Source organism: Peribacillus sp. NPDC097295 (assembly GCF_044761665.1).
Lineage (GTDB): Bacteria > Bacillota > Bacilli > Bacillales > DSM-1321 > Peribacillus.
This window is the reverse complement of sequence record NZ_JBIWCW010000001.1, coordinates 82549-107993: the sequence shown is the minus strand read 5'-3', so window position 1 is coordinate 107993 and position 25445 is coordinate 82549. Positions and strand designations below refer to the sequence as shown.

Annotated in this window: 21 protein-coding genes; 19 read left to right on the top strand and 2 right to left on the bottom strand. The window is 41.4% G+C overall.

Features of this window, described 5'->3' with window-relative positions:
• Window positions 1-35 precede the first annotated feature (35 nt).
• The 11 genes from ilvC (at window position 36) to yihA (ending at window position 15168) form a co-directional block, all read left to right on the top strand.
• Window positions 36-1064 (top strand): ketol-acid reductoisomerase, encoded by a 1029-nt coding sequence (gene ilvC / locus ACIQXN_RS00495; protein ID WP_402960645.1) that lies wholly within the window; start codon window positions 36-38, stop codon window positions 1062-1064.
• Window positions 1051-2586, top strand: a complete 1536-nt coding sequence (locus tag ACIQXN_RS00490; RefSeq protein ID WP_402960644.1) for a 2-isopropylmalate synthase — start codon at window positions 1051-1053, stop codon at window positions 2584-2586. The genes ilvC and ACIQXN_RS00490 overlap by 14 nt, the downstream gene beginning before the upstream one ends.
• A 15-nt stretch (window positions 2587-2601) precedes the next feature.
• A complete protein-coding gene (gene leuB, locus ACIQXN_RS00485) occupies window positions 2602-3714 on the top strand; it encodes a 3-isopropylmalate dehydrogenase (protein ID WP_402960642.1) in 1113 nt (370 codons plus the stop codon).
• A gap of 68 nt (window positions 3715-3782) precedes the next feature.
• On the top strand, window positions 3783-5192 hold the full coding sequence (gene leuC / locus ACIQXN_RS00480) for a 3-isopropylmalate dehydratase large subunit (protein WP_402960640.1): 1410 nt from the start codon (window positions 3783-3785) through the stop codon (window positions 5190-5192).
• Window positions 5193-5224: 32 nt separating this feature from the next.
• Entirely contained in the window at window positions 5225-5824 is a 600-nt protein-coding gene (gene leuD, locus ACIQXN_RS00475; RefSeq protein ID WP_402961698.1) for a 3-isopropylmalate dehydratase small subunit, read from the top strand.
• Between the two features lie 158 nt (window positions 5825-5982).
• Window positions 5983-7014, top strand: coding sequence for a tetratricopeptide repeat protein (locus tag ACIQXN_RS00470; RefSeq protein ID WP_402960638.1), 1032 nt, complete (start codon window positions 5983-5985; stop codon window positions 7012-7014).
• Between the two features lie 186 nt (window positions 7015-7200).
• Window positions 7201-8493 carry a trigger factor gene (gene tig, locus ACIQXN_RS00465; RefSeq protein WP_402960636.1) on the top strand — a complete coding sequence of 431 codons (1293 nt, stop codon included), beginning with the start codon at window positions 7201-7203 and terminating at the stop codon, window positions 8491-8493.
• 431 nt (window positions 8494-8924) lie between these two features.
• Window positions 8925-10193 carry an ATP-dependent protease ATP-binding subunit ClpX gene (gene clpX, locus ACIQXN_RS00460; protein ID WP_402960634.1) on the top strand — a complete coding sequence of 423 codons (1269 nt, stop codon included), beginning with the start codon at window positions 8925-8927 and terminating at the stop codon, window positions 10191-10193.
• A 177-nt stretch (window positions 10194-10370) separates the two neighbouring features.
• Window positions 10371-12041 carry an ATP-dependent protease LonB gene (gene lonB / locus ACIQXN_RS00455; protein WP_402960632.1) on the top strand — a complete coding sequence of 557 codons (1671 nt, stop codon included), beginning with the start codon at window positions 10371-10373 and terminating at the stop codon, window positions 12039-12041.
• Between the two features lie 227 nt (window positions 12042-12268).
• Window positions 12269-14590 carry an endopeptidase La gene (lon, locus tag ACIQXN_RS00450; protein ID WP_402960630.1) on the top strand — a complete coding sequence of 774 codons (2322 nt, stop codon included), beginning with the start codon at window positions 12269-12271 and terminating at the stop codon, window positions 14588-14590.
• Entirely contained in the window at window positions 14587-15168 is a 582-nt protein-coding gene (gene yihA, locus ACIQXN_RS00445) for a ribosome biogenesis GTP-binding protein YihA/YsxC (RefSeq protein WP_402874633.1), read from the top strand. The genes lon and yihA overlap by 4 nt, the downstream gene beginning before the upstream one ends.
• A 71-nt stretch (window positions 15169-15239) precedes the next feature.
• Here the strand turns inward: yihA and ACIQXN_RS00440 are convergent, their stop codons facing one another.
• On the bottom strand, window positions 15240-15722 hold the full coding sequence (locus ACIQXN_RS00440) for a LiaF transmembrane domain-containing protein (protein WP_402960628.1): 483 nt from the start codon (window positions 15720-15722) through the stop codon (window positions 15240-15242).
• A gap of 245 nt (window positions 15723-15967) precedes the next feature.
• Between ACIQXN_RS00440 and hemA the strand changes: the two genes are divergently transcribed.
• The 8 genes from hemA (at window position 15968) to ysxE (ending at window position 25192) form a co-directional block, all read left to right on the top strand.
• Window positions 15968-17314, top strand: a complete 1347-nt coding sequence (gene hemA, locus ACIQXN_RS00435) for a glutamyl-tRNA reductase (protein ID WP_402961696.1) — start codon at window positions 15968-15970, stop codon at window positions 17312-17314.
• Window positions 17315-17324: 10 nt separating this feature from the next.
• Window positions 17325-18155: a cytochrome C assembly family protein gene (locus ACIQXN_RS00430; RefSeq protein ID WP_402960626.1), complete on the top strand. Its 831-nt coding sequence runs from the start codon at window positions 17325-17327 to the stop codon at window positions 18153-18155.
• A gap of 9 nt (window positions 18156-18164) precedes the next feature.
• A complete protein-coding gene (gene hemC / locus ACIQXN_RS00425) occupies window positions 18165-19097 on the top strand; it encodes a hydroxymethylbilane synthase (RefSeq protein WP_402960624.1) in 933 nt (310 codons plus the stop codon).
• Window positions 19097-19873 carry a uroporphyrinogen-III synthase gene (locus ACIQXN_RS00420; protein WP_402960622.1) on the top strand — a complete coding sequence of 259 codons (777 nt, stop codon included), beginning with the start codon at window positions 19097-19099 and terminating at the stop codon, window positions 19871-19873. The genes hemC and ACIQXN_RS00420 overlap by 1 nt, the downstream gene beginning before the upstream one ends.
• A gap of 15 nt (window positions 19874-19888) precedes the next feature.
• A complete protein-coding gene (gene hemB / locus ACIQXN_RS00415; RefSeq protein WP_402960620.1) occupies window positions 19889-20881 on the top strand; it encodes a porphobilinogen synthase in 993 nt (330 codons plus the stop codon).
• 40 nt (window positions 20882-20921) lie between these two features.
• Complete coding sequence (hemL, locus tag ACIQXN_RS00410; RefSeq protein ID WP_402960618.1) at window positions 20922-22211, top strand: glutamate-1-semialdehyde 2,1-aminomutase; 1290 nt, start codon at window positions 20922-20924, stop codon at window positions 22209-22211.
• A 163-nt stretch (window positions 22212-22374) separates the two neighbouring features.
• Complete coding sequence (gene spoVID / locus ACIQXN_RS00405) at window positions 22375-24030, top strand: stage VI sporulation protein D (RefSeq protein ID WP_402960616.1); 1656 nt, start codon at window positions 22375-22377, stop codon at window positions 24028-24030.
• An 88-nt stretch (window positions 24031-24118) separates the two neighbouring features.
• Window positions 24119-25192 carry a spore coat protein YsxE gene (gene ysxE / locus ACIQXN_RS00400; protein ID WP_402960614.1) on the top strand — a complete coding sequence of 358 codons (1074 nt, stop codon included), beginning with the start codon at window positions 24119-24121 and terminating at the stop codon, window positions 25190-25192.
• Between the two features lie 57 nt (window positions 25193-25249).
• Here the strand turns inward: ysxE and ACIQXN_RS00395 are convergent, their stop codons facing one another.
• Entirely contained in the window at window positions 25250-25402 is a 153-nt protein-coding gene (locus ACIQXN_RS00395; RefSeq protein ID WP_402875862.1) for a hypothetical protein, read from the bottom strand.
• Between the last annotated feature and the right edge of the window lie 43 nt (window positions 25403-25445).

Here is a 25445-nt window from a genome sequence, read left to right as displayed (position 1 = left end):
AACTATACTGATAAGAAAAGGGAGATGTATTAATTATGGCAAAAGTATATTATAACGCAGAAGCAAATGAGAATTTTTTCAATAATAAAAAGGTGGCAGTAATCGGATACGGATCACAAGGACACGCGCATGCTCAAAACTTACGTGACAGCGGCGTTGATGTAATCGTTGGGATCAGAAAAGGGAAATCGTTCGATAAAGCAGTAGAGGACGGATTCAATGTTTATACAGTAAAAGAAGCAGCGGAACAAGCGGATGTAATCATGAACCTTTTACCAGATGAAACTCAACCGAAAGTTTATCAAGAAGAAATTAAACCAGTATTGCAAGCAGGTCAAGCATTAATGTTCGCACATGGATTCAATGTACACTTTAATCAAATCGTTCCACCGGCAGATGTTGATGTGTTATTAGTGGCTCCAAAAGGTCCAGGTCATCTTGTTCGCCGTACATATGAACAAGGCGCAGGGGTACCGGCATTATTCGCAATCTATCAAGATGTTACGGGTGAAGCGAGAGAATTGGCCCTTGCTTACGCTAGAGGAATCGGTTCTTTAAGAGCGGGTGGATTGGAAACGTCATTCCAAGAAGAAACAGAAACAGACCTTTTTGGGGAACAGGCAGTGCTTTGTGGTGGTTTAACTTCACTTGTGAAAGCCGGGTTTGAGACATTGACGGAAGCTGGTTACCAACCGGAAGTTGCGTACTTCGAGTGTTTACATGAATTGAAATTGATCATTGACCTTATGTACGAAGGTGGCATGGAGAACATGCGTTATTCAATTTCCGATACAGCTCAATGGGGAGATTTCGTTTCTGGTCCACGCGTTGTAACGGAAACGACCAAAGAGGCAATGAAAGCTATCCTAAAAGATATCCAAGAAGGTGAATTCGCCAAAGGTTGGATCTTGGAAAACCAAGCAAACCGTCCAGTCTTCAATGCTATTAACAATCGGGAGAACCAACACCAAATCGAAGTGGTTGGTCGTGAATTAAGAAAAATGATGCCATTCGTGAAACCACAACAATCAGAGAAAGAAGTGGTAGCCGTTGCGAAAAATTAATATTTTTGAAACTTCGCTTCGTGATGGGGAGCAATCGGCTGGAGTGAATTTGAATTTTACCGAAAAGCTTGAAATTGCTTATCAGCTTGAAAGATTGGGTGTGGATATTATCGAAGCCGGTTTTCCGGCAGCATCCAAAGGAGACTTCAACTCTGTACAGGAAATCGCGCGCAAAATCAGAAACAGCTCTGTTACAGGGCTGGCGCGCGCTGTAAAGGGAGATATTGACGCTGCTTGGGACTCATTAAAAGTTGGGGCGGAACCAAGATTGCATACTTTCATTGCCACGTCGCCCATTCACCGTCAATATAAGCTGAAAATGTCAAAAGAACAAGTGATTGAAAAAGCGGTTGCCATGGTCAAATACGGGGCAGAGCGTTTTCCAATCGTACAATGGTCGGCTGAAGATGCCAGTCGAACTGAACTTGACTATTTAGCAGAAATCGTCGAAGCGGTAATCCAAGCTGGGGCAAAGGTTATTAATATTCCTGATACAGTAGGGTATGCAGCTCCGATAGAATACGGGAACATTTTCCGATATCTACGCGAAAACGTTCCTTCTATTAATAAGGTAAGCCTATCTGCACACTGTCATGACGATCTTGGAATGGCAACGGCTAACTCCTTGGCTGCCATTGAAGGTGGAGCAACACAAGTAGAAGGGACGATAAATGGTATTGGTGAACGCGCCGGGAATGTAGCGCTGGAAGAAGTGGCGATGGCTCTCTACATCCGAAAAGATTTCTATGAAGCGGAAACGGGTCTTGTCTTAAATGAAATCAAAAGGGCCAGTGATCTAGTTAGCCGGTTGACGGGAATGCAGGTTCCTGCGAATAAAGCCATTATCGGAGCCAATGCCTATGCGCATGAATCCGGGATTCATCAAGATGGCATGTTAAAAGAAAAAACGACGTATGAAATTATTTCACCGGAACTAGTCGGTGTTTCATCTAATTCACTTGTGCTAGGTAAACATTCCGGACGACATGCTTTCAAAGAGAGATTGCAAGAATTGAATTTTTCCGTAACAGATGAAGAAATGAATTCTTTATTCGTTCAATTCAAGGAATTGGCGGATAACAAGAAAACAATGACGGACGAAGATATCGTGGCCCTAGTCCTTGAGGAAAAAGCGACAAATATCAGTTTTTATGATCTGATTTCATTCCAGATTTCACATGGAACGCACCAAGTTGCAACGGCCACAGTTACGCTGAAAAAAGGCGATAATGAAGAAATTCAGGAAGCTGCTACAGGTGCAGGTAGTGTTGAAGCCCTATATAACACGTTGGAAAGATGTCTGGGTAGTGAAGTCAACTTACAGGACTACAGAATCCAATCTGTGGGAGCCGGTATGGATGCTTTAGCGCAAGTTTTCGTGAAAATTGATTATAACGGCGTGGAAACGAGCGGACGCGGACTTGATCAGGACGTATTGGAAGCTTCGGCAAAAGCCTATTTAAACGCCGTAAACCGTGTAGTCATCATGAAGGAATTAGAAGAAAAAGCAGTCATGCAATAGGAAGGGGAGATTTCGATGAAAAGGAATATTGCGGTGCTTCAAGGAGATGGCATCGGGAAAGAAGTGACTAGAGGCGCTGTAGAAATTCTTGAAGCCGTTGCCCAAAGGTACGGACACGATTTTGAATTTCATTATGGTGAAATCGGTGGAGGGGCAATTGATAACACTGGATCGCCACTGCCGGACAAAACAATAGAGATCTGTAAGAATAGCGACGCGGTTTTATTAGGTGCTGTCGGAGGACCGCAGTGGGATGCAGAACCTGCACACTTAAGACCTGAACGTGGGTTGTTGAAAATCCGCAAAGAACTGAATCTCTATGCTAACATTCGTCCAATCAGCTACTATTCCAGCTTATCGGAATCTTCCCCCCTTAAAAAGGAATTCATTGAAGATGTGGATTTCATCATTGTACGCGAACTGACGGGCGGCCTTTATTTTGGCAAGCCAAGCGAACGCGTGGAACGTGAGGGGAAAGACGCGGTCGTCGATACTCTCTTTTATCAGAAAGATGAAATGAAGCGGATCATCGAACTTGCGTTTAAATTGGCCTCCGACCGCAAGAAAAAAGTGACATCGGTCGACAAAGCCAATGTCCTTGAATCCAGTAGGATGTGGCGGGAGACGGCTGATGAAATCGCAAAAGATTATCCGGAAGTGGAACTTGAACACATGCTTGTTGATAATGCTGCCATGCAGCTTATAAAGAATCCGAAGCAATTTGATATTATCGTGACGGAAAATATGTTTGGCGACATTTTAAGCGATGAAGCGTCCGTATTAACTGGTTCACTTGGCATGCTGCCTTCCGCCTCTATTTCAACGGAAGGACCTAATTTATACGAACCGATTCATGGATCTGCTCCCGATATTGCTGGTAAGAACTTAGCTAATCCCATTGGGACGATTTTATCGGCTGCATCGTTGCTACGCTTATCATTCGGGTTGGAAAAGGAAGCGGATGCGGTCGAGCAAGCGGTGGAGACGATTCTCGATTATGGATTGAGGACAGGGGATATTGCTAACGGTCACGCTCCCATTACTTCTACAACAGAAATGATTGCCCAGATAAAAGCGACGCTATTAGACCAGGAAGCCATCTCCAACATCATGGGAGCTTATGCTTAACCTTCTTTCACGGCCTAAACTTAGGCCGTGTTTTTTAAAAAATATAAAATTGATTGAGGTGGTTAGTAGTGGGTAAATCGATAATTGAAAAAATATGGGAAAGCCATATTATAAATGAAGAGGAAAATAAACCGGATTTATTGTATATAGATCTTCAATATATTCATGAAGTGACATCCCCTCAGGCATTTGAAGGTTTGAGATTAAAAGGGCGTAAAGTAAGAAGGCCGGATCGAACCTTCGCCACAATGGATCACAATGTACCGACTGTGAACCGCTATTTCATTCAAGATGATATCGCAAGAAAGCAGTTGGAAGCACTAGATAAAAACTGTAAGGAATTCGGCATCCGACTTGCTGATTTAGACAGTCCTGAACAAGGGATCGTGCACGTTATCGGCCCAGAATTAGGTCTTACTCAGCCTGGAATGACAATTGTTTGCGGTGACAGCCATACATCTACTCATGGGGCGTTCGGATCGATTGCCTTTGGGATAGGAACAAGTGAAGTTGAGCATGTTTTGGCCACTCAATCACTTTGGCAAACAAAACCGAAAACGTTAAAGCTTGAGGTTAACGGGAAACTTGGTCATGGTGTCATGGCGAAAGATGTCATTTTATATGTCATATCTAAATTCGGTGTCGACTTTGGAACAGGGCATATCATTGAATACTGTGGAGAAGTTTTCGAAGGAATGTCGATGGAAGAAAGAATGACAGTATGTAATATGTCGATTGAAGGCGGAGCGAGAGCGGGGTTAGTGGCACCTGATGAAACCACATTCTCCTATTTGAAAGGTCGTAAATATGTATCAAAAGGAGAAGAATTTGAACGTTGTGTTCAGGAGTGGAAATCACTTGCTAGTGACGCAGATGCGGTGTATGACCGTGAAATCATCCTTGATGGCAGCTTGATTTCGCCAATGGTCAGCTGGGGAACAAACCCGGGTATGGCTAGTGGGGTGGAAGGAAGTGTACCAAATTCTTCGGGAGATAGCAATGATTCGAAAGAGCTCGTCCGTGCGCTTGAATATATGGGTCTTCAAGAAGGAATGGCGATTACCGATATCCCTGTTCAACATGTATTTATCGGTTCATGTACGAATTCAAGGATTGAGGACTTGCGCCAGGCAGCTGATATGGTTGAAGGCAGGGTGGTTAAAAAGGGTGTACGTGCAATGGTAGTACCAGGCTCACAGAGTGTAAAAAGACAGGCAGAAGAAGAAGGCTTGGATGAAATTTTCAAATCTTCGGGTTTTGAGTGGAGGGAATCAGGTTGTAGCATGTGCTTGAGCATGAATCCTGATGCTGTACCTGCTGGTGAACATTGTGCCTCCACTAGTAACCGGAATTTTGAGGGACGTCAAGGAGCGGGAGCGAGGACCCATCTAGTAAGTCCGGCCATGGCGGCAGCTGCAGCCATATATGGGAAGTTTGTCGATATAAGAAATTTGAAAAAAACAGAACAGATCCATTGATCAAATAAAACATTTGGAGGTGTAGAATGGAAATGGAACCCATTACGATATATAAAGGAAGAGCGGCGGCCCTTAACCGTAAAAATGTGGATACGGATCAAATCATTCCAAAGCAATTTTTAAAACGAATCGAAAGAAGCGGCTTTGGCGAATTTTTATTCTATAACTGGCGTTTCGATGAAGATGGCAATGAGCGACCTGATTTCGAATTGAATCAGCCCCATAATCGTGATACCTCCATATTAATTGCAGGAGAAAATTTTGGTTGCGGATCATCAAGGGAGCATGCACCGTGGTCGTTGAAAGATTATGGTTTTGATATTGTCATCGCCCCATCTTATGCGGACATTTTCAAAAGCAACTGCATGAAAAATGGGATGGTCCCCATCGCGTTAACTCCAGAGCAAGTCCAGTACCTGATGGAGAGAGTTTCTGCCCCTGACTATGAATTGACGATCGATCTTCCCAATCAAACCGTGGTAGATGACCAAGGGTTTGAGGCGAGCTTCGAGATACATCCTTATTGGAAGGAAATGCTGGTCAAAGGCTGGGATGAAATCTCGATCACGCTTCAGTACGATGATAGGATATCAGTTTATGAAAATCAAAAAGACGCCATGTCAAGTGTATAAAGAATATAGGGTTCGAGCTTCCTTTTAACTTAAAATAGGAAGCTCGTTTGTTTGTGTGGGTTAATAGACGTTCATGGAGAGGTGACTGATTTTTGAATTTCGTTCTATTACATGCTAAACTATCTTTCAAAATGCGAACGGCGAGGTGAAAAACTAGGATGGTTGATAATAATGGTAAGAACCAGGAAGATTCCAAGGTCATTGCCTTCCCAAACCTGGGGGAGAGGCTAATCATTAAAGGGCTGGATGAGCTTGGGAACAGGAATTTTAAAGAGGCAGCTCTCCTCTTCAGTCAAGCACGGGAATTTGAGCCGGATAATGATGAAGTCTGTATGGGTTTAGTTGTATCCCTTGTCGAGCTTGAACATTATGCAGAGGCCAAAGAATTGTGTCAAGAGATGCTTAATAAGGGAATTGGGGACTATTTTCAATTGATTAACATCTATTTGATGGTTCTACTACAATTAAATGAACATCAGGAAATGATTACGACGATTGAACTTTTATTTGATGAAAATCAAATACCGTTTGACCAAGAAGAGCATTTTGAAAAAATGCTTCATTTCAGCAAACGGGCACTCGAAGAAAAAAAAGAGGAATCGGACAGGGGTAAACAGCTTCTTGAAGAAGAACTGCAACAGGAAGAGTTGTTCGGTGGGAAAACGGATCAAGAAATGTTGCTAGTGATATCAAAACTAACGAATCTAAACATTCGACCATTTATCCCACAAATCGAGCAGTTTCTTCAAGAAAGTGTAGGGCATCCCTTTTTCAAAACCATGCTCCTTAACATACTTATCGATCAGGAATATAACGAAGAAGTGACTGTTAAAAAATTTGGTGAATCCCAGGTTGTCATTCCGAGCGAGTTGGAAGAATGGAAGGAAACTCATTTTTCAAAAACGATAAAGGCCCTAATTGAAGAAGAAATCAGTCAGAAAAACCCGAGTTTATTTAAAATGGTGCATAGTTTAATTGAACGGCATTCCTTTCTGTTGTATCCATTTGAACCAGAACCAGAAAAGATTCCTGTATGGGCGGCTGCCTATCATGCGTTAGCGGAACAGTATATGACTGGGGAAAATCTGGTCGAGGATATATCGGATAATTATTCCGTTGGTGGGGAATCGGTTATGAATATTCTGGCCCAAATAAAAGAAATCGAAGAAATTTCTTACCCCATTATTTAACCTATTGCTGTTGTAACGGTTTGAACCTGTGTTATAATGTAGTGGTTGTAATGTATAATCGTCTAATTTTGACGAATTCCCAATTTTTTTCTTGGGTATATTTGAAGGATGACTTGTTAACACTTGCAAAGCATATTCATCCAATGCTTATTATTGAAGTATATAGATCTTTTTGGAGGGAAACACATGTCTGTAAAATGGGAAAAACAAGAAGGTAATCAAGGCGTATTAACAATCGAAGTAGAAGCTGTAAAAGTAAACGAAGGTTTAGACGCAGCATTCAAAAAAGTAGTAAAACAAGTAAACGTACCTGGCTTCCGTAAAGGTAAAATGCCACGTCAAATGTTCGAAAAGAAATACGGCGTAGAATCATTATATCAAGATGCTCTTGATTTCATCCTTCCTGATGCATATGCAAATGCTGTCGAAGAAGCTGGAATTCAGCCTGTAGATCGTCCAGAAATCGACATCGAGAAAATGGAAAAAGGCGAAAACCTAATCTTCACGGCTACTGTAACAGTTAAGCCTGAAGTTAAATTAGGAGATTACAAAGGTGTTGAAGTGGAAAAATTCAATACTGAAGTAACTGACGAAGACGTTGATAACGAATTGAAATCAATGCAAGAACGTCAAGCTGAACTTGTTGTTAAAGAAGAAGGACAAGCTGCAGAAGGCGATACAGTCGTTCTTGATTTTGAAGGATTTGTTGATGGTGAAGCATTCGAAGGCGGAGCTTCAGAAAACCATTCACTAGAAATCGGTTCTAACTCATTCATCCCTGGTTTCGAAGAGCAACTTGTTGGTCTTGAAACAGGTGCTGAAAAAGACATCGAAGTTACATTCCCTGAAGAATACCATGCTGCTGAACTTGCAGGTAAACCAGCTGTATTCAAAGTGAAAATTCACGAAATCAAAACAAAACAACTTCCTGAGTTGGATGATGAGTTCGCGAAAGACGTTGACGAAGAAGTTGAAACGTTAGCTGAACTAAAAGAAAAAACTAAACATAAATTAGAGCATGACAAAAAACATGAAGAAGAAAACTTCGTACAAAACACTGTAATCGGTAAAGCTGTTGAAGGTGCAGAAATGGACATTCCTGAAGCTATGATTTCTAACGAAGTAGACCGCATGATGAATGAGTTCTCTCAACGCATTCAATCTCAAGGCCTAAACTTAGAACTTTACTACCAATTCTCAGGTCAAGACGAAGAAGCTTTAAAAGCACAAATGAAAGAAGAAGCTAAAGGACAAGTTCGTACAAGCTTGACTCTTGAAGCAATCGCTGAAGTTGAAAAAATCGAAGCAACTGACGAAGACGTTGAAGCTGAACTGGCTCAAATGGCTACAATGTACAACATGGAAGTTGACGCGATCAAACAAGCTCTTGGAAACCTAGAAAACATCAAAGGCGATCTTAAAATTAAGAAAGCAATTGACTTCTTGGTGGAAAACAGCAAAACAGTTGAAGCAAAATAATTTATTTTTAAGTAACGGTTTGTAAATATTTCTTTCAAAGAACAAGGCGCGAGTAATCGTGCCTTGTTTTATACATATTAAGAATTTGTTGGTAATTTTAACTATCAGATAGTTTCTGATTGATTTTTTTTTCATTTCAGTGTAGATTAGTTCTAACGCGGCATATACATATTTATACAGAAAAACCTATTTTTAAAAACCGAAGAGTTTGGATATACTGATAAATGGAAACATACATATGAAATGAAATTTTGTACTTATTGGACAACTTGTTAGTGAGCGTATTTGTTACAAAATATCCAAGAACGTGATAGAATGCAAAACATACTAGGGATTTTGGAACGCTTAAGTAGTTGTGTGTCTGCTCCATTTTGGATTAGGCGCCATATACATCGCTAGAGTTGGAAGAGTATTTAAAGGGGTGAACGTACATGTTTAAATTTAATGATGAAAAGGGACAATTAAAATGTTCTTTTTGTGGAAAAACTCAAGAACAGGTCCGTAAACTGGTAGCTGGTCCAGGTGTATATATTTGTGACGAGTGTATCGAGCTTTGTACTGAAATCGTTGAAGAAGAGCTAGGTACTGATGAGGAAGTAGAATTCAGAGATGTACCTAAACCTAAGGAAATCCGTGGGATTCTGGACGAATATGTGATTGGACAAGAACAGGCTAAAAAATCTCTAGCTGTTGCTGTTTATAATCATTATAAGCGTATTAATTCCAATAGCAAAGTTGATGACGTCGAGCTTTCTAAAAGTAATATTGCTCTTATAGGACCGACAGGAAGCGGGAAAACGCTTCTTGCTCAAACTTTGGCACGTCTATTAAATGTTCCTTTTGCTATTGCCGATGCAACTTCATTAACGGAAGCTGGTTATGTTGGGGAAGATGTAGAAAACATCCTTCTTAAACTGATCCAAGCAGCTGATTATGATGTGGAGAAAGCGGAAAAAGGAATCATTTATATCGATGAAATCGATAAGGTAGCCCGTAAATCCGAGAATCCATCTATTACACGTGATGTATCCGGTGAAGGCGTACAGCAAGCCTTGCTGAAAATTCTTGAAGGTACCGTGGCTAGCGTTCCGCCACAAGGTGGGCGTAAGCATCCTCATCAAGAGTTCATTCAAATCGATACGACTAATATCTTATTCATCTGTGGCGGTGCTTTTGACGGCATCGAACCAATCATCAAACGCCGTTTAGGTCAAAAAGTCATTGGCTTTGGTTCTGATGTTAAAAAAGATGATATTGCAGAAAAAGAATTGCTTTCTAAAGTTCTTCCTGAAGATTTACTTCGTTTTGGTTTGATTCCGGAATTCATCGGCCGCCTTCCAGTTATTGCTACATTGGAGCAATTGGACGAAGCAGCTTTGATTGAGATTCTGACAAAACCGAAAAATGCTCTTGTGAAACAGTATCAAAAATTACTTGAGCTGGATGATGTAGAATTGGAATTCGAACAGGAAGCACTAAGTGAAATCGCTAAAAAAGCGATTGAACGTAAAACAGGTGCACGTGGACTTCGTTCCATCATTGAAGGTATTATCCTTGAAGTGATGTTCGATCTTCCATCACGTGATGATGTTGCTAAATGTGTAATCACAGGTAACACAATCGCGAAAAATGAAACACCGAAGCTTGTACTTAAAGATGGTACTACCATCCAGGGAGAAGAAAAGAAAACTTCTGCTTAATTTAATAGTCACAAAACTGCCAGTTCGTCTGGCAGTTTTTTTGCTTTTTCAACAAAGTTACACATCTCCGGTTCTATGATTAAACACCAAAATTTACATCCCTTATTTATTGGATTATTTCGCCCTCCGCTAGGAGATACTATCAGAAATGACAAGGCAGTAGCAGGAGGGAAAACGATGAATTGGACAGGGATTGCATTATTTATTCAGCTGTTTTTTGGGATTGTGATTGGTTTATATTTTTTGAATTTATTAAAAGGCCAGCGGACGCAAAAAGTTTCTATTAACCGTGATTCACGAAAGGAAATGGATCAGTTGCAAAGGATGAGGTCCATCTCATTAACGGAGCCATTGTCTGAAAAGGTGAGACCGATTACCTTTAAAGATATCGTCGGCCAGGAGGATGGCATCAAATCTTTAAAAGCAGCTTTGTGTGGTCCGAATCCTCAGCATGTGATTATTTATGGACCTCCAGGAGTAGGGAAAACGGCAGCAGCAAGAATCGTTTTGGAAGAAGCCAAGAAAAATGAAAAGTCCCCATTCAAAAAGTCTGCGGTCTTTATCGAACTGGATGCTACCACCGCTAGATTCGATGAACGGGGAATTGCAGATCCTTTAATAGGCTCTGTACATGATCCAATTTATCAAGGTGCCGGAGCCATGGGGCAGGCAGGTATCCCTCAACCAAAACAGGGCGCCGTCAGTAATGCTCATGGTGGCGTGCTATTCATTGATGAAATAGGTGAACTTCATCCCATTCAGATGAACAAGTTGCTAAAGGTGCTGGAAGACCGGAAAGTGTTTCTCGAAAGTGCTTATTATCAAGAAGAAAATCAAAACATACCTACCCATATCCATGATATTTTTAAGAATGGTCTACCTGCCGATTTTCGCTTGATTGGTGCTACTACCAGAACGCCAAATGAAATTGCCCCAGCCATTCGGTCGAGATGCATTGAAGTATTTTTCCGTGAACTTGACCGTGAGGAAATCATATCCGTGGCTAAAAATGCTTCAGATAAGGTAGGTATTACAATCAGTGAAAAAGGGCTTGAGTCGATATCGGATTACGCCCGAAATGGCAGGGAAGCTGTCAATATGATTCAAACATTGGCTGGTATCTCGATCAATGAAAATCGGAGTTTCATTAGGGAAGAAGATATTGATTGGATGGCTCATAGCAGCCAATTAACGCAGAGAATGGACCGGAAAATAGAATCCAGTCCCAAAATAGGTCTTGTCAATGGCCTAGCCGTTTATGGTCCTAATAGTGGTGCATTGTTGGAAATAGAAGTGACCGTGATGGCTGCTTCTAATGAAAAAGGTTCAATCAATATCACCGGAATTGTCGAAGAAGAGAGCATCGGTGGTGGAAATGGGAAATCCATCCGTCGCAAGAGCATGGCCAAGGGCTCGATAGAAAATGTTATCACCGTCTTGCGTTCCATGGGTGTACCGGCGGATCAATTTGATATCCATGTTAACTTCCCGGGAGGTAGCCCTGTGGATGGTCCGTCAGCGGGTATAGCGATGGCAACGGGCATTTACTCGGCCATCTATAAAATCCCTGTGGACCATATGGTAGCGATGACTGGAGAGATTAGCATTCATGGCGGAGTTAAACCGATCGGAGGCGTCATTCCGAAAATCAAGGCAGCAAAAATGGCTGGGGCGAAGACCGTTATTATCCCAGCGGAAAATATGCAGCCACTCCTCCAAGAAATAAAAGGGATCGATATCATCCCTGTTACGAATGTAAAAGAAGTATTGGACAAGGCGCTGAATAAAGAGTTGATGTCCGAACAGATATTAACTTCCTTGGACCCCTCAAAAAAAGAAAGTGTATAAGCGAAACACCCCGGTTTTAAAAGACCGGGGCATTTTATCGCTTTGGCAAGAAAATAATGATGAGTTCACGCGTGCTTTTTCCTTCATATTTGGAGATAATAATAGCAATTGTACCTGTTAAGGGAAACAAATAGACACTTCTATATAAATAGGATAGAATTGTTAAAAGGTTGATAACTTGGGTAAATAGTTTACAACGACGATACTAAATTTGGAGGTGTCAGGAAATGACTGATCAAGAAATCATCGTTCCCCTCCTGCCGCTTAGAGGACTGCTTGTATATCCAACAATGGTACTTCATTTAGATGTAGGCCGAGATAAATCGGTACAAGCCCTTGAGAAAGCAATGGTGGAAGACCATCTTATATTTTTGACGACACAGAAAGATGTTTCGTTGGATGAACCGGGTGAAGAAGATTTATTCACAATGGGAACATTAACAAAAGTAAAGCAGATGTTGAAACTTCCGAATGGTACCATCCGCGTTTTGGTGGAAGGTTTGAACCGGGCAGAGGTTAGTGAATTTTACGATTATGAGACACACTATGGTGCGAAGGTTAAAATATATGAAGACAGTGATGAAAAAGATGCGGAACATCAAGCGCTAATGCGCACTTTGTTGGATTATTTTGAACAATACATAAAGATGTCCAAGAAAATAACCGGTGAAACGTTCTCTTCCACTTCTGATATTGAAGAGCCGGGTAGACTGGCTGATATCATTGCTTCTCATTTGCCTTTAAAGCTGAAGGAGAAGCAAGAAGTACTTGAGACCATCGATATGAAAGAGCGCTTAAGCCGTGTGATTGAAATCATCAATAACGAAAAGGAAGTCCTTTTCCTTGAGAAAAAAATCGGTCAGCGTGTCAAACGATCCATGGAGCGGACACAAAAAGAATACTATCTCCGTGAACAAATGAAAGCCATTCAAAAGGAATTGGGAGATAAAGAGGGTAAAACAGGCGAAATTGCTGTCCTTACTGAAAAAATTGATGAAGCCGATATGCCCGTGCATATCAAAGAAACGGCACTAAAAGAATTGGATCGGTATGAAAAAGTTCCATCCAGCTCAGCTGAAAGCTCCGTCATCCGCAATTACATCGAATGGTTAATTTCGCTTCCGTGGTCGAATGCCACGAAGGATGACCTTAATATTCACAAAGCCGAAAAAATCCTTAACCGGGACCATTATGGATTGGAAAAGGTCAAAGAACGGGTACTTGAATACTTGGCGGTCCAGCAATTGACTAACTCGTTAAAAGGACCAATTCTTTGTTTGGTAGGTCCTCCTGGGGTCGGTAAAACAAGCTTGGCCAAGTCGATAGCCTCATCATTGAACCGGAAGTTTGTCCGCATCTCCTTAGGGGGCGTGCGCGATGAATCGGAAATCCGGGGACACCGCCGCACATATGTAGGGGCGATGCCTGGTAGAATCATTCAAGGCATGAAAAAAGCAGGCACGATTAATCCGGTATTTTTACTGGATGAAGTGGATAAGATGTCCAATGATTTCAGGGGAGATCCATCGGCCGCAATGCTTGAGGTACTTGACCCTGAACAAAATCATAATTTCAGTGATCATTATATTGAAGAAACGTATAATCTTTCCAAGGTCATGTTCGTTGCAACAGCCAATAATCTTTCGACAATTCCAGGACCGCTTCGTGATCGTATGGAAATCATATCGATTGCAGGTTATACTGAATTAGAGAAGCTTCATATTGCCAAGGATCACTTACTGCAGAGACAGTTGGAAAACCATGGTCTATTGAAGACACAACTGCAAATTCGTGAAGAAGCCCTCACTAAGATCATCCGTTATTATACACGTGAAGCCGGTGTCCGTAGTTTGGAGCGGCAGCTTGCCAGTATATGCAGGAAAACGGCAAAAATCATTGTTTCCGGAGAGAGAAAACGAGTCGTGATTTCTGATAAGAATGTCGAGGAGTTTTTAGGGAAAACGATGTTCCATTATGGACAGGCTGAAGTGGAAAACCAAATCGGTGTCGCTAATGGATTAGCCTACACTTCGGTCGGTGGGGATACATTGCAGATCGAGGTATCTTTATCACCAGGTAAAGGCAAGCTCATCTTGACGGGGAAACTTGGGGATGTCATGAAAGAATCAGCTCAAGCTGCTTTCAGTTATGTACGTTCGAAAACCGAGAAACTTCAAATCGATACGAACTTCCATGAAAAGTATGATATTCATATTCATGTTCCAGAAGGAGCCGTTCCTAAGGATGGTCCATCTGCAGGCATCACGATTGCAACAGCGTTGATATCGGCTCTTACTAATAGGCCGATCAGAAAAGAGGTAGGCATGACAGGCGAAATTACATTACGCGGACGGGTTCTCCCAATCGGCGGCCTTAAGGAAAAATCCTTAGCGGCTCATCGGGCAGGGCTTACGAAGATCATCATCCCGCAAGATAACGAAAAGGATATTGATGATATCCCGGAAAGTGTCCGTAAAGAATTAATATTTGTTCCAGTTTCACATGTTGATGAAGTCCTTGAGCATGCATTGGTAGGTGTGAACGAATGAAAGTGACAAGTTCAGATATTGTTATCAGTGCCGTGAAGCCTGAACAATATCCTAATACCCCGATTCCGGAATTTGCCTTAGCAGGCCGTTCAAATGTTGGGAAATCCAGTTTCATCAACAAACTAATCAATCGGAAAAATTTAGCGCGGACTTCCTCTAAACCAGGGAAGACGCAAACGCTAAATTTCTATATCATAAATGAGGCCATGCATTTTGTGGATGTACCTGGTTATGGATATGCGAAGGTTTCTAAAAGCGAACGAGACGCGTGGGGGAGAATGATCGAAACATATTTCACATCCCGTGAACAGCTTCGTGCAGCGATATTGGTCGTAGATTTACGTCATCCTCCGACTAAGGATGATATCGCCATGTATGAATTCCTGAAGCATTATGATTTGCCAAGAATCGTGATAGCGACGAAAGCAGATAAAATTCCAAAAGGCAAATGGCAAAAACATTTAAAAATTACTCGTCAAACGCTAAATCTGGAAAAAGAAGATGAATTGCTTCTTTTCTCTGGTGAAACAGGCGAAGGGAAAGAACAAGTCTGGGGCGTTCTGAAAAAATACATGTAAGGAGCAAAAGGACATTCCAGGTAGTGGAATGCCCCTCTCTTTTCATGAAAAGGTCTCCAATTGGAGGCCTTTTATTTTTTTCGAAGTAAGATATAAACACCAATTGCGATTAAAACAAATGGCCAAAATTTTTCAATATTATAAGTGCCTGTTTCGAGAATGCCGAAGGAGGTCATGATCTTATCATAAAACAAAGTGAGAATCGCAATGACGAATAAAATCATCCCATGCATCATTCCCGTATTCGTTTTACGGGTCCTTAGAATAAATCCAAGAGAAATGATTAAAATAAAGATACCAAGGCTATCGGGCCAAATCTCGAGGTTATTGGCAATATGGAAATGGGCACCGAACCCGAGCAGGATGACGCCTGGAAGAATGGATTCATATTCATTCCCACTGTAGGCCTGAATTAAAAAGGCAATACCAACGATACATAATAATGTAGGCCAGCTATAAAAACCAGGGAAAATTTCAATTTGTGAATGTTCAAGAAAAAAATAAAGTCCGAAACCTATTAAAATGATTCCGGGGAAAATTCGTTGCTTTTTCATTACATCCTCCTATCAATTCGATTACTTGAAGTTTTTTGGTATTTTTGTTATGGTTCTTTTGTACACAATGTCGAAATATGTTTTTATATATATAATACAGCTACTACCCCTTTCATTGACCAAGGGTTCTAGCTTTCTTATTATGGTAGCATACGTTCATAAACTGTTCATATATTTTTTTGTATCAGTTTTTGTACATGTTATAATGAATTTACATGAAAAATTTTGGGGGTGCAAAACAAAAGGTGCATATTCTAGCGGTTGGTATCAATTACAAAACTGCCCCTGTAGAAATTCGGGAAAAATTGTCGTTTAATGAAGCTGAACTTGCCGAGGCAATGAAAGCTCTTAAAAATAAAAAAAGCATTTTGGAGAATGTCATTATCTCCACGTGCAATAGAACGGAAATCTATGCGGTAGGTGATCAACTTCATACTAGCAGATATTATATTAAGGAATTCCTTTCGGAGTGGTTTAACCTCAATAAGGAGGAATTCTCTAAATACCTGTTTTTCTATGAAGGGGACGGGGCTGTTGAACATCTATTTTCAGTTACGTGTGGTCTGAACTCCATGATTCTGGGAGAAACGCAGATTTTGGGACAAGTTCGCTCAAGCTACATGTTAGGACAGAAGGAAGATACAATAGGCACAGTTTTTAATCATCTGTTTAAACAAGCGCTTACACTCGCCAAAAAGGCTCATTCAGAAACGGAAATCAACACGAATGCGGTTTCTGTAAGCTATGCGGCAGTCGAACTGGCGAAGAAAATCTTTGGTGGCTTAAGTGGTAAGAATGTCTTGATTCTTGGAGCCGGTAAAATGGGCGAGTTGGCCATTCAAAATCTTCACAGCAATGGCGCGGATAGCATTACAGTCATTAATCGTACGTATCAAAAGGCTGTTGATCTAGCTGAGCGATTTGACGGAAACGCAAAACAGCTTCAGGAACTGCAATGTGCTCTAGTGGAAGCTGATATCTTAATCACTTCTACTGGTTCAAAAGATCTTCTCGTCACGAAAGAAATGATGACATTCGTGAACAAATTGCGTAAAGGCCGTCCTATCTTCATGGTGGACATCGCTGTTCCACGTGACTTGGATCCGGCATTGGCGGAGATGGAAAATGTATTCCTATACGATATCGATGATCTTGAAGGTATCGTGCAAGCGAATATCGAAGAACGCAAAAAAGCTGCTGAAAAAATTGATTTAATGATTGAATCGGAGATAGTAGAGTTTAATCAATGGATTAACCTGTTGGGTGTTGTTCCAGTCATTTCGTCATTACGTGAAAGATCGTTGTCGATTCAAAAGGAAACGATGGAGAGCATAGAAAGAAAGCTTCCTCACTTAAGCGAACGTGATAAGAAGGTCTTGAACAAGCATACGAAAAGCATCATTAATCAAATGCTGAAAGATCCGATTCTATATGCCAAAGAACTGGCAGAGCAACCAAATGCAAAAGAGCAATTGAATAATTTTGTGAAAATCTTTCATTTAGAGGAATTGGTTGAAGAAAAAATGGTAGAGGACAATGAAACAGAACAACATGCAAAGTCTTCCCTGCTAAACCCAGTTCCTGTCCATTAATGAGGTAAATATGGAATTACTAATGACAAGATTACATGAAGGTACTGTATTGTTATATGCCGTCAGTATGCTTTTATATTTTTTTGATTTTCTAAATAATAACCAGAAGGCTAATAAAGTAGCCTTCTGGTTGCTTTCTATTGTTTGGGTGTTGCAAACAATTTTTTTATTTCTTTATGTAATGAAAACGGGTAGATTTCCGGTCATGACGGTTTTCGAAGGTTTATACTTTTATGCCTGGCTCCTCGTTTCATTATCATTGATCATTAACCGCTTGTTGCGTGTCGATTTTATCGTTTTCTTTACTAATCTACTTGGTTTTATGGTGATGGCTATTCACACATTTGCCCCAGTACAGATAGAATCCGAAGTCCTTGCACAACAGTTGGTTTCTGAACTTTTGCTTATCCATATCACCTTTGCCTTGCTATCTTATAGCGCTTTTACACTTTCCTTTGTGTTTTCCTTACTCTATTTGATTCAATATGACTTATTGAAGCGGAAGAAATGGGGGAAACGGTTACTTCGACTGGGAGATTTGACGAAGCTTGAATATTTGTCTTATATTCTCGCTGTAGTTGCGGTTCCTTTATTAGGAGTCTCTTTGATACTTGGCATCCAATGGGCAAATTTAAAATTGCCTGGTGTATCTTGGTTGGATCTGAAAATTATTGGCTCGTTTGTTATATTGATAGGATACAGCGTTTATTTATACTTGAAAATCCGCAAACAAATCTATGGCAGAACGTTAGCCTTCTTGAATATCGGGTTTTTCATGATTGTATTAATTAACTTTTTCCTTTTTGGAAGTCTTTCATCATTCCATGTTTGGAATACATAGGAGGAAACTATGAGAAAAATCATTGTCGGTTCTAGACGTAGTAAATTAGCGATAACCCAAACGAATTGGGTTATTAATCAACTTAAAGAGCTTGGTCTTCCCTACGAGTTCGAAGTAAAGGAAATTGTCACGAAGGGTGACAAAATCTTAGATGTGACGCTTTCCAAAGTAGGCGGTAAGGGACTGTTTGTTAAAGAAATCGAACAGGCCATGCTGGATGGGGAAATTGATATGGCAGTACATAGCATGAAGGATATGCCGGCGGTTCTTCCAGAGGGTTTGACCATCGGGTGCATTCCGCCTAGAGAAGATCATCGTGATGCATTGATTTCCAAGAACCACGAAACACTGTCTGAACTGAAACCTGGCTCCATCGTTGGAACGAGCAGTTTGCGCCGCAGTGCTCAAATCCTATCAAGAAGGCCGGATCTTGAAATCAAATGGATCCGCGGGAATATTGATACCCGTTTGGATAAGTTGAAAAATGAAGAATATGACGCCATTATCCTAGCAGCAGCGGGACTTGCAAGAATGGGTTGGAAACAAGACGTCGTAACGGAGTTTTTAGATGAAGATATTTGTTTACCGGCTGTCGGTCAAGGAGCCCTATCCATTGAGTGCCGTGCAAATGATTATGATTTACTGTCTGAACTTGCGAAATTCACATGTGAAAAAACGAAAAAGACGGTAGAAGCTGAACGTGCCTTCTTGGATAAAATGGAAGGTGGTTGCCAGGTTCCAATTGCTGGATTAGCGGTTGTCAAAGAAAATGGAGACGTTTCCTTAACGGCTTTAGTTGCTTCCCCGGATGGAAAAGTGATTTATAAAGAGATGGCCGAGGGTCCTAATCCTGAAGCGGTTGGTGTTGAAGCTGCCAAACTGATAAGTGAATTCGGTGGGAAACAGTTAATTGATCGTGTCAAAGAGGAGCTTGATCAGTAATGACGCCTTTTTTGCCTCTTAAAGATTATCGGATTTTAATCACCAGAGGAAAAGGTCAGGCTGAGGGCTTACAAACTTTAATAGAAAGAAGCGGGGGCACACCTCTATTGGTGCCGTTGCTTGATTTTACCCTTCCAGAACGTCTGGGAGAGGTAAAAGAACGGTTAGGTCAATTGAACAGCTATGACTGGCTCATCTTAACAAGCAAAAACGGTGTGGACTTTTTGTTTGAGATTCTGGGTACGCAACTTGATGTTCTACCCAAAATAGCGGTCATCGGGTCAAAGACGGAAGAAGCCTTGAATGGGTATGGATATGAAGCGGACTTCATCCCATCTGAATATGTTGCAGAACGTTTTGTTATCGAGTTCATTAAGCTGCTTGAACCAGGTGGACGTGTCCTTCTAGCGAAAGGGAACCTCGCACGAACGGTCATAGCTGAGGCCATTAATGAAAAAGGTGCGTCATGTGATGAAATCATTATCTATCACACCATACTTCCGGAAGAGAGCGAAAGAGAACTGGTTCAACTGATCCTGAGTCGGGAAATTGATATCATTACCTTCACAAGCTCTTCGACGGTAAATCACTTCATTCAAATTATTGAACAATATGAATTGAATACATACATAGAAAACCTCATCATTGCCTGTATCGGACCGATCTGTGCGAAGACGGCAACGAAACATGGATTACATGTTGCTGTGTGTCCAGATGTATATACAACAGAAGCGATGGTAGAAGAAGTTATAAGATATATTGGTAAAGAAAACTAAAGGAGGAATCATGAAATGAAAGATATTCCATTCAATCGTCACCGCCGCCTGCGTGCAAGTGCTGGCATGAGAGCTTTAGTTCGTGAAACGCACTTACATAAAGAGGATTTAATTTATCCGATTTTCGTCATTGATGGAGAAAACGTTAAAACCGAAATCAGCTCTATGCCGGGTATATATCAGCTTTCAATGGATAACCTAGCTGCAGAGATGGACGAGGTCGTGAGTCTTGGCATTAAATCCGTCATTTTATTCGGTGTTCCATTTGAACATGATAAGGATGAAGAAGGCACTGGAGCCTTCCATCATAACGGGCTTGTCCAACAGGCAACCCGACTCATCAAAAAACAATACCCTGAAGTCATGGTGATTGCCGACACATGTCTATGTGAATACACAAGCCATGGTCACTGTGGAGTTGTTGAGGGAGACAAAATCCTAAATGACGCTTCACTGGACCTTCTTGCTAAAACGGCGATCAGCCAAGCTGAAGCAGGTGCTGATATCATTGCACCTTCAAATATGATGGATGGATTTGTTGCAGCCATCCGTACAGGCCTGGATGAAGCGGGTTATGAAGATATTCCAATCATGTCATATGCCGTGAAATATTCTTCCGCTTTTTATGGTCCTTTCCGTGAGGCTGCGAATGGAGCTCCTCAGTTCGGTGATCGTAAAACATACCAAATGGACCCTGCAAATCGTTTAGAAGCTTTCCGTGAAGCAGAATCAGACGTGAACGAAGGGGCCGACTTCCTAATCGTGAAACCGGCTCTTTCTTACATGGATATCATCAGGGATATGAAAAACACTTATAGACTACCGATTGTGGCTTATAATGTTAGTGGAGAGTATTCGATGGTGAAAGCTGCTGCCCAAAATGGCTGGATTGATGAGAAAGCTATCGTCATGGAAATGATGACGGGCTTTAAACGTGCAGGTTCCGACTTGATCATTACCTATTTTTCAAAAGAGATAGCACGCTGGATTGATGAAGATAATAATTAATGGAAAAATAATAATATAGTTAAGAAAAGGGGACTGAAGCATGCGGTCATACGAAAACTCGAAAAAAGCGTTTGCCGAAGCAAAAAACTTGATGCCAGGTGGCGTGAATAGCCCTGTCCGTGCCTTCAAATCAGTGGATATGGATCCTATTTTCATGGAACGTGGAAAAGGTTCAAAACTGTATGATATTGATGGCAACGAATATATTGACTACGTTCTTTCATGGGGCCCGCTAATTCTTGGCCACACGAATGACCGTGTTGTTGAGGCTTTAAAAAAGGTAGCGGAATCCGGGACAAGCTTTGGAACTTCTACTGAGATTGAAAATGAACTAGCTAAGCTGGTCATTGAACGTGTCCCTTCAATCGAAATGATCCGGATGGTCTCTTCCGGAACGGAAGCTACGATGAGTGCGCTAAGGTTAGCGAGGGGCTATACCGGCCGTGATAAAATCTTGAAGTTTGAAGGCTCCTACCATGGCCATGGCGATTCCCTGCTGATTAAAGCAGGATCTGGTGTTGCCACGTTAGGCTTACCAGATAGCCCAGGTGTTCCAGAGGGAATTGCAAAGAATACGATTACGGTTCCGTACAATGATCTTGCAGCCACTCAATATGCGTTTGAACAGTTTGGTGAAGATATTGCATGTATCATCGTAGAACCTGTTGCAGGGAATATGGGTGTCGTAGCTCCACAACCTGGTTTCTTGGAAGGGCTGCGTGACTTGACCACCCAATACGGGGCTTTATTGATCTTTGATGAAGTCATGACAGGCTTCCGGGTCGGTTATAACTGTGCCCAGGGGTACTTCGGTGTTCATCCGGACTTAACTTGCCTAGGAAAAGTAATCGGTGGTGGTTTGCCGGTAGGTGCTTTCGGTGGTAAACGTTCCATCATGGAGCAAATAGCTCCTAGTGGCAACATTTATCAAGCAGGAACGTTGTCTGGAAATCCGCTTGCTATGACTGCAGGGCTTGAAACGTTAAGTCAGTTGACTCCTGAATCGTATGACGAGTTTACCCGTAAAGGCGATATGCTCGAAAAAGGTATTGGAGAAGCGGCGAAACGTTATGGCATTCCAATTACATTCAACCGCGCCGGTTCCATGATCGGGCTTTTCTTCACAAATGAAGATGTAGTGAACTACGATACTGCCAAAACTTCCGATTTGGAATTTTTCGCTTCGTACTACAGGGAAATGGCGAACCAAGGTATTTATCTTCCGCCGTCCCAATATGAAGGTTTATTCCTTTCCACTGCGCATAGCGATGAAGATATCGAAAAAACCATCGCAGCCGCTGAAAAGGCTTTTGCTAAATTGAAAAAATAATCTTAAGGGTTTCCTCAAAATACGGGGAAGCCTTTTTTATTTGTTTGATAGGAGAAGACTTTGATCTTCCTTCCCAGTGATTAATGGAATAATCAATGGCCTTTCTTCATAGATTGTTATTGGTATAGGTACCGTTTTCCTGAAGCTGAAAGGAGGAGTTGTCTTGTCGCAAGAAAATGAATCGTATTTGCGATTTTCTTTGGAAGAATCCGTTTGGTTTCATAAAGGACAGGAAGTGGCTGAACTTTATTCGATATCCCTTGACCCAAATGTGACAATCCAAGAAAGCGATCAATATGTGTTTATCCGAGGTTCTTTAGATTTAAGTGGTGAATACAAAGATTCGCAAAACGGTGAACATGAGGAATATCCCCAAAGTTTTTTGCCAAAAGCCGTTCAAAAGGTTGAGAGGCAATCAAATGGGCTCAATGAATTCACGCACCGTTTTCCGGTTGATATAACGATACCGAATAATCGAATTTCCTCGTTGGAGGAAATCGACATTGCGATTCAAAGTTTTGATTATGACTTGCCGGAACGTAACTGTCTCAAATTGCAGGCAGATTTGTTGATAACCGGTATTTACAACGATTCCTATGTGGAAGAGCGTACGGACATGGAGCAAGAGACTGAGGAGACCGAGTTTGTTGAAGAATCTGATGAAGAAAATGAATCATATATTCCATATGCAGCTGCTGAACCACCTGTACCAGACTTTCAACATGTATTTCGAAATGAAGAGGAAGAAGGATTGTATACTCCTTTTTCCGCGGAAGCAAAACGAGTCGCTGAAGCAAAAGAGGATGAAGAGGAAGAACCTATTTATCTAAGCAATCAACATAATGCGCCCGTTTTTGATATCCCTGTATCACCATTTCCAGAAGAGATGCAGTGGGAAACGCAGGTCAATGGCCGAGACGATATTGAGACCCAAGTGAAAAGAAGAGTTATAGAAATTGAGGAAGAGAAGAATGAAGCTAATGATTCCAAGGGGAAAAGCCCAGTATCAAGGTTCGAGAAAGGAAAAGAAGAGAATATTGAACAGCAGGTAAAAAGACGGGTGAATGAGATTGAGGCAGAAAAAGGAGGAGGCATTGAGAAACAAGTAAAAAGGCGAGTGTCCGAGATAGAGGCCAAAAAAGAAGGAAACGTCGAAGGACAGGTAAATGGACGGGTGCCAGAGATACAAGTAGAGAACAAGGAGAGCATAGAACAGCAGGTAAAAAGAAGAGTGGCGGAGATAGAAGATAAAAAAGGTAAGCATATTGAAACGGATGTAAAAAGAAAAGTGGCTGAAATAGAAGAAGAAAAGGAAGGTTCCGTGTATCTGACCGATGTGGAAAGTGTTCCGGTTGTTAAAATTCCGGGATCTCCTCACCAAGAACAGGAAGTCATCGTCAATAGGCAGGATGATGACCTTAAAGAAGAAAATGAGTCCTCAAGTCTTGAAAAAGATTCGGAATCTCATTCGTCTTTAAGCGACTTATTCAAACGAAGGGAAAAATCAGCACAACAGGTTAAGGATTTGAGTAACTATAAAGGCAGAAAAAAACAAAATACAGAACAGACTGATAAGGAAAAGCAAGATAATTACGGTAACCAACATTCCATCATGGATCTTTTCGGGAGAAAGCAGGAAGAAGAATTGGTCAGGATGAAGGTTTGTATCGTTCAGCAAGGGGAAACGTTGGATGATTTGGCCCAGCGTTATGGTGTCACGGTACAATCCTTACTTCTTAGCAATGAACTAGAATCGAACCAGAATGTCAACGAAGGGCAAGTCATCTACATTCCTAAGGCCATAGCCTATAAAAACTAATAACCAGCAGAAAGCAGAGCAAATGGCTCTGCTCCTGTTTTATTTTGCATACACAAAAGGGTTGGTTTAGAGAAAGTGAGTGAGTCTCGTGAGGGAAAACGAGAATCAACAGCAGAATAATATTATAGATAAGGATTCGGAATATGTATTAAAGGAGTATGCCCTTTACGTTCAATATATTGAGGATTTCGGAAGGGTGAAAAAAGTGTACAGCGACCGTGGTACCTTTGCCTTGAAGTCGATTACCCCTCATAACGGCATGGATTTTATCCGCAACATCCAAACGCTGTATCACCGGGGATACAACCGGATCGTCCCTATATACCAAACGATGGATCAACGCTATGCCGTCCTTCATAATGGCCGCCTATACTACCTGATGCCTTGGTTGAATAATGAGGAAAACGGCGAACGTGACGAAAAGCATAAGCAAATGTTCAGGGAACTTGCCAGGATGCATACCCTTTCTGTAAAAGAAACAGAGGTGGATACAGAGGAACGGGAAGCCCATTATGAAAGAACGCTGAGTGAGTGGAATACGCAGAAGGAATTCATGGAAGAGTATATCGTTAACTGTGAGAAGAAGTGGTATATGTCACCATTTGAAATGTCCGTCTGTACCTTTTTTACGGACATAACCCAGGCATTGAACTACTCGATCAAGAAATTTGAAACATGGTTCGAAAAGACCAAGGAAAGTGAAAAAGTGCGGACTGTGCTTACCCATGGGAAGGTTTCGTTAAAGCATTTTGTATATGATGAACGGGGGTATGGCTACTTTATTAATTTTGAGAATTCGAATACTGCGCCTCCCCATTTCGATTTACTTCCCTTTCTCGTCAAAACGGCGAGGACCTATCCAATCCAATGTGATGATTGCGTGGATTGGCTTTATAATTACCTTCGTTTTTTTCCGTTGAAAGAAGAAGAAATGTTGCTGATGCAAAGTTATCTTGCCTTCCCAGGGTCGGCATTGGAGGCCGTGAAGAATTATTCCGAAGGTAAAGGTCTTAGGACGGAACTGGATAATGTTACGAAATTACAAAGGCAATTCTGGCTCCTGAAGAATGTTGAATATATGGTGATGAAAGTAGAAGAGGTCGAACAGCAGAAAAAGGCGGCAGCAGAAGCGGCCAAAGAGGAACAATCTCCCCCAAGCTAAATATACATGATTGGATATTCATCCATTCATGTATATTTTTTTGCTGTAGGGGAATAATTATATCCATTCTAAATATAAAGACATGGCTAAAAAAATAAAAGCGACCAACAGAAGCATATCGAAGAAAGTTGGAAATATTAACGTGCGAATTCCCTGGAAAACGATAAAGGGGACAATGAACTGCTGACAAACACCGCGGAACTTTTTCATCCAAGGTGGCAAAGTATAAGGTGAATATTTTCTTCTCAAGATT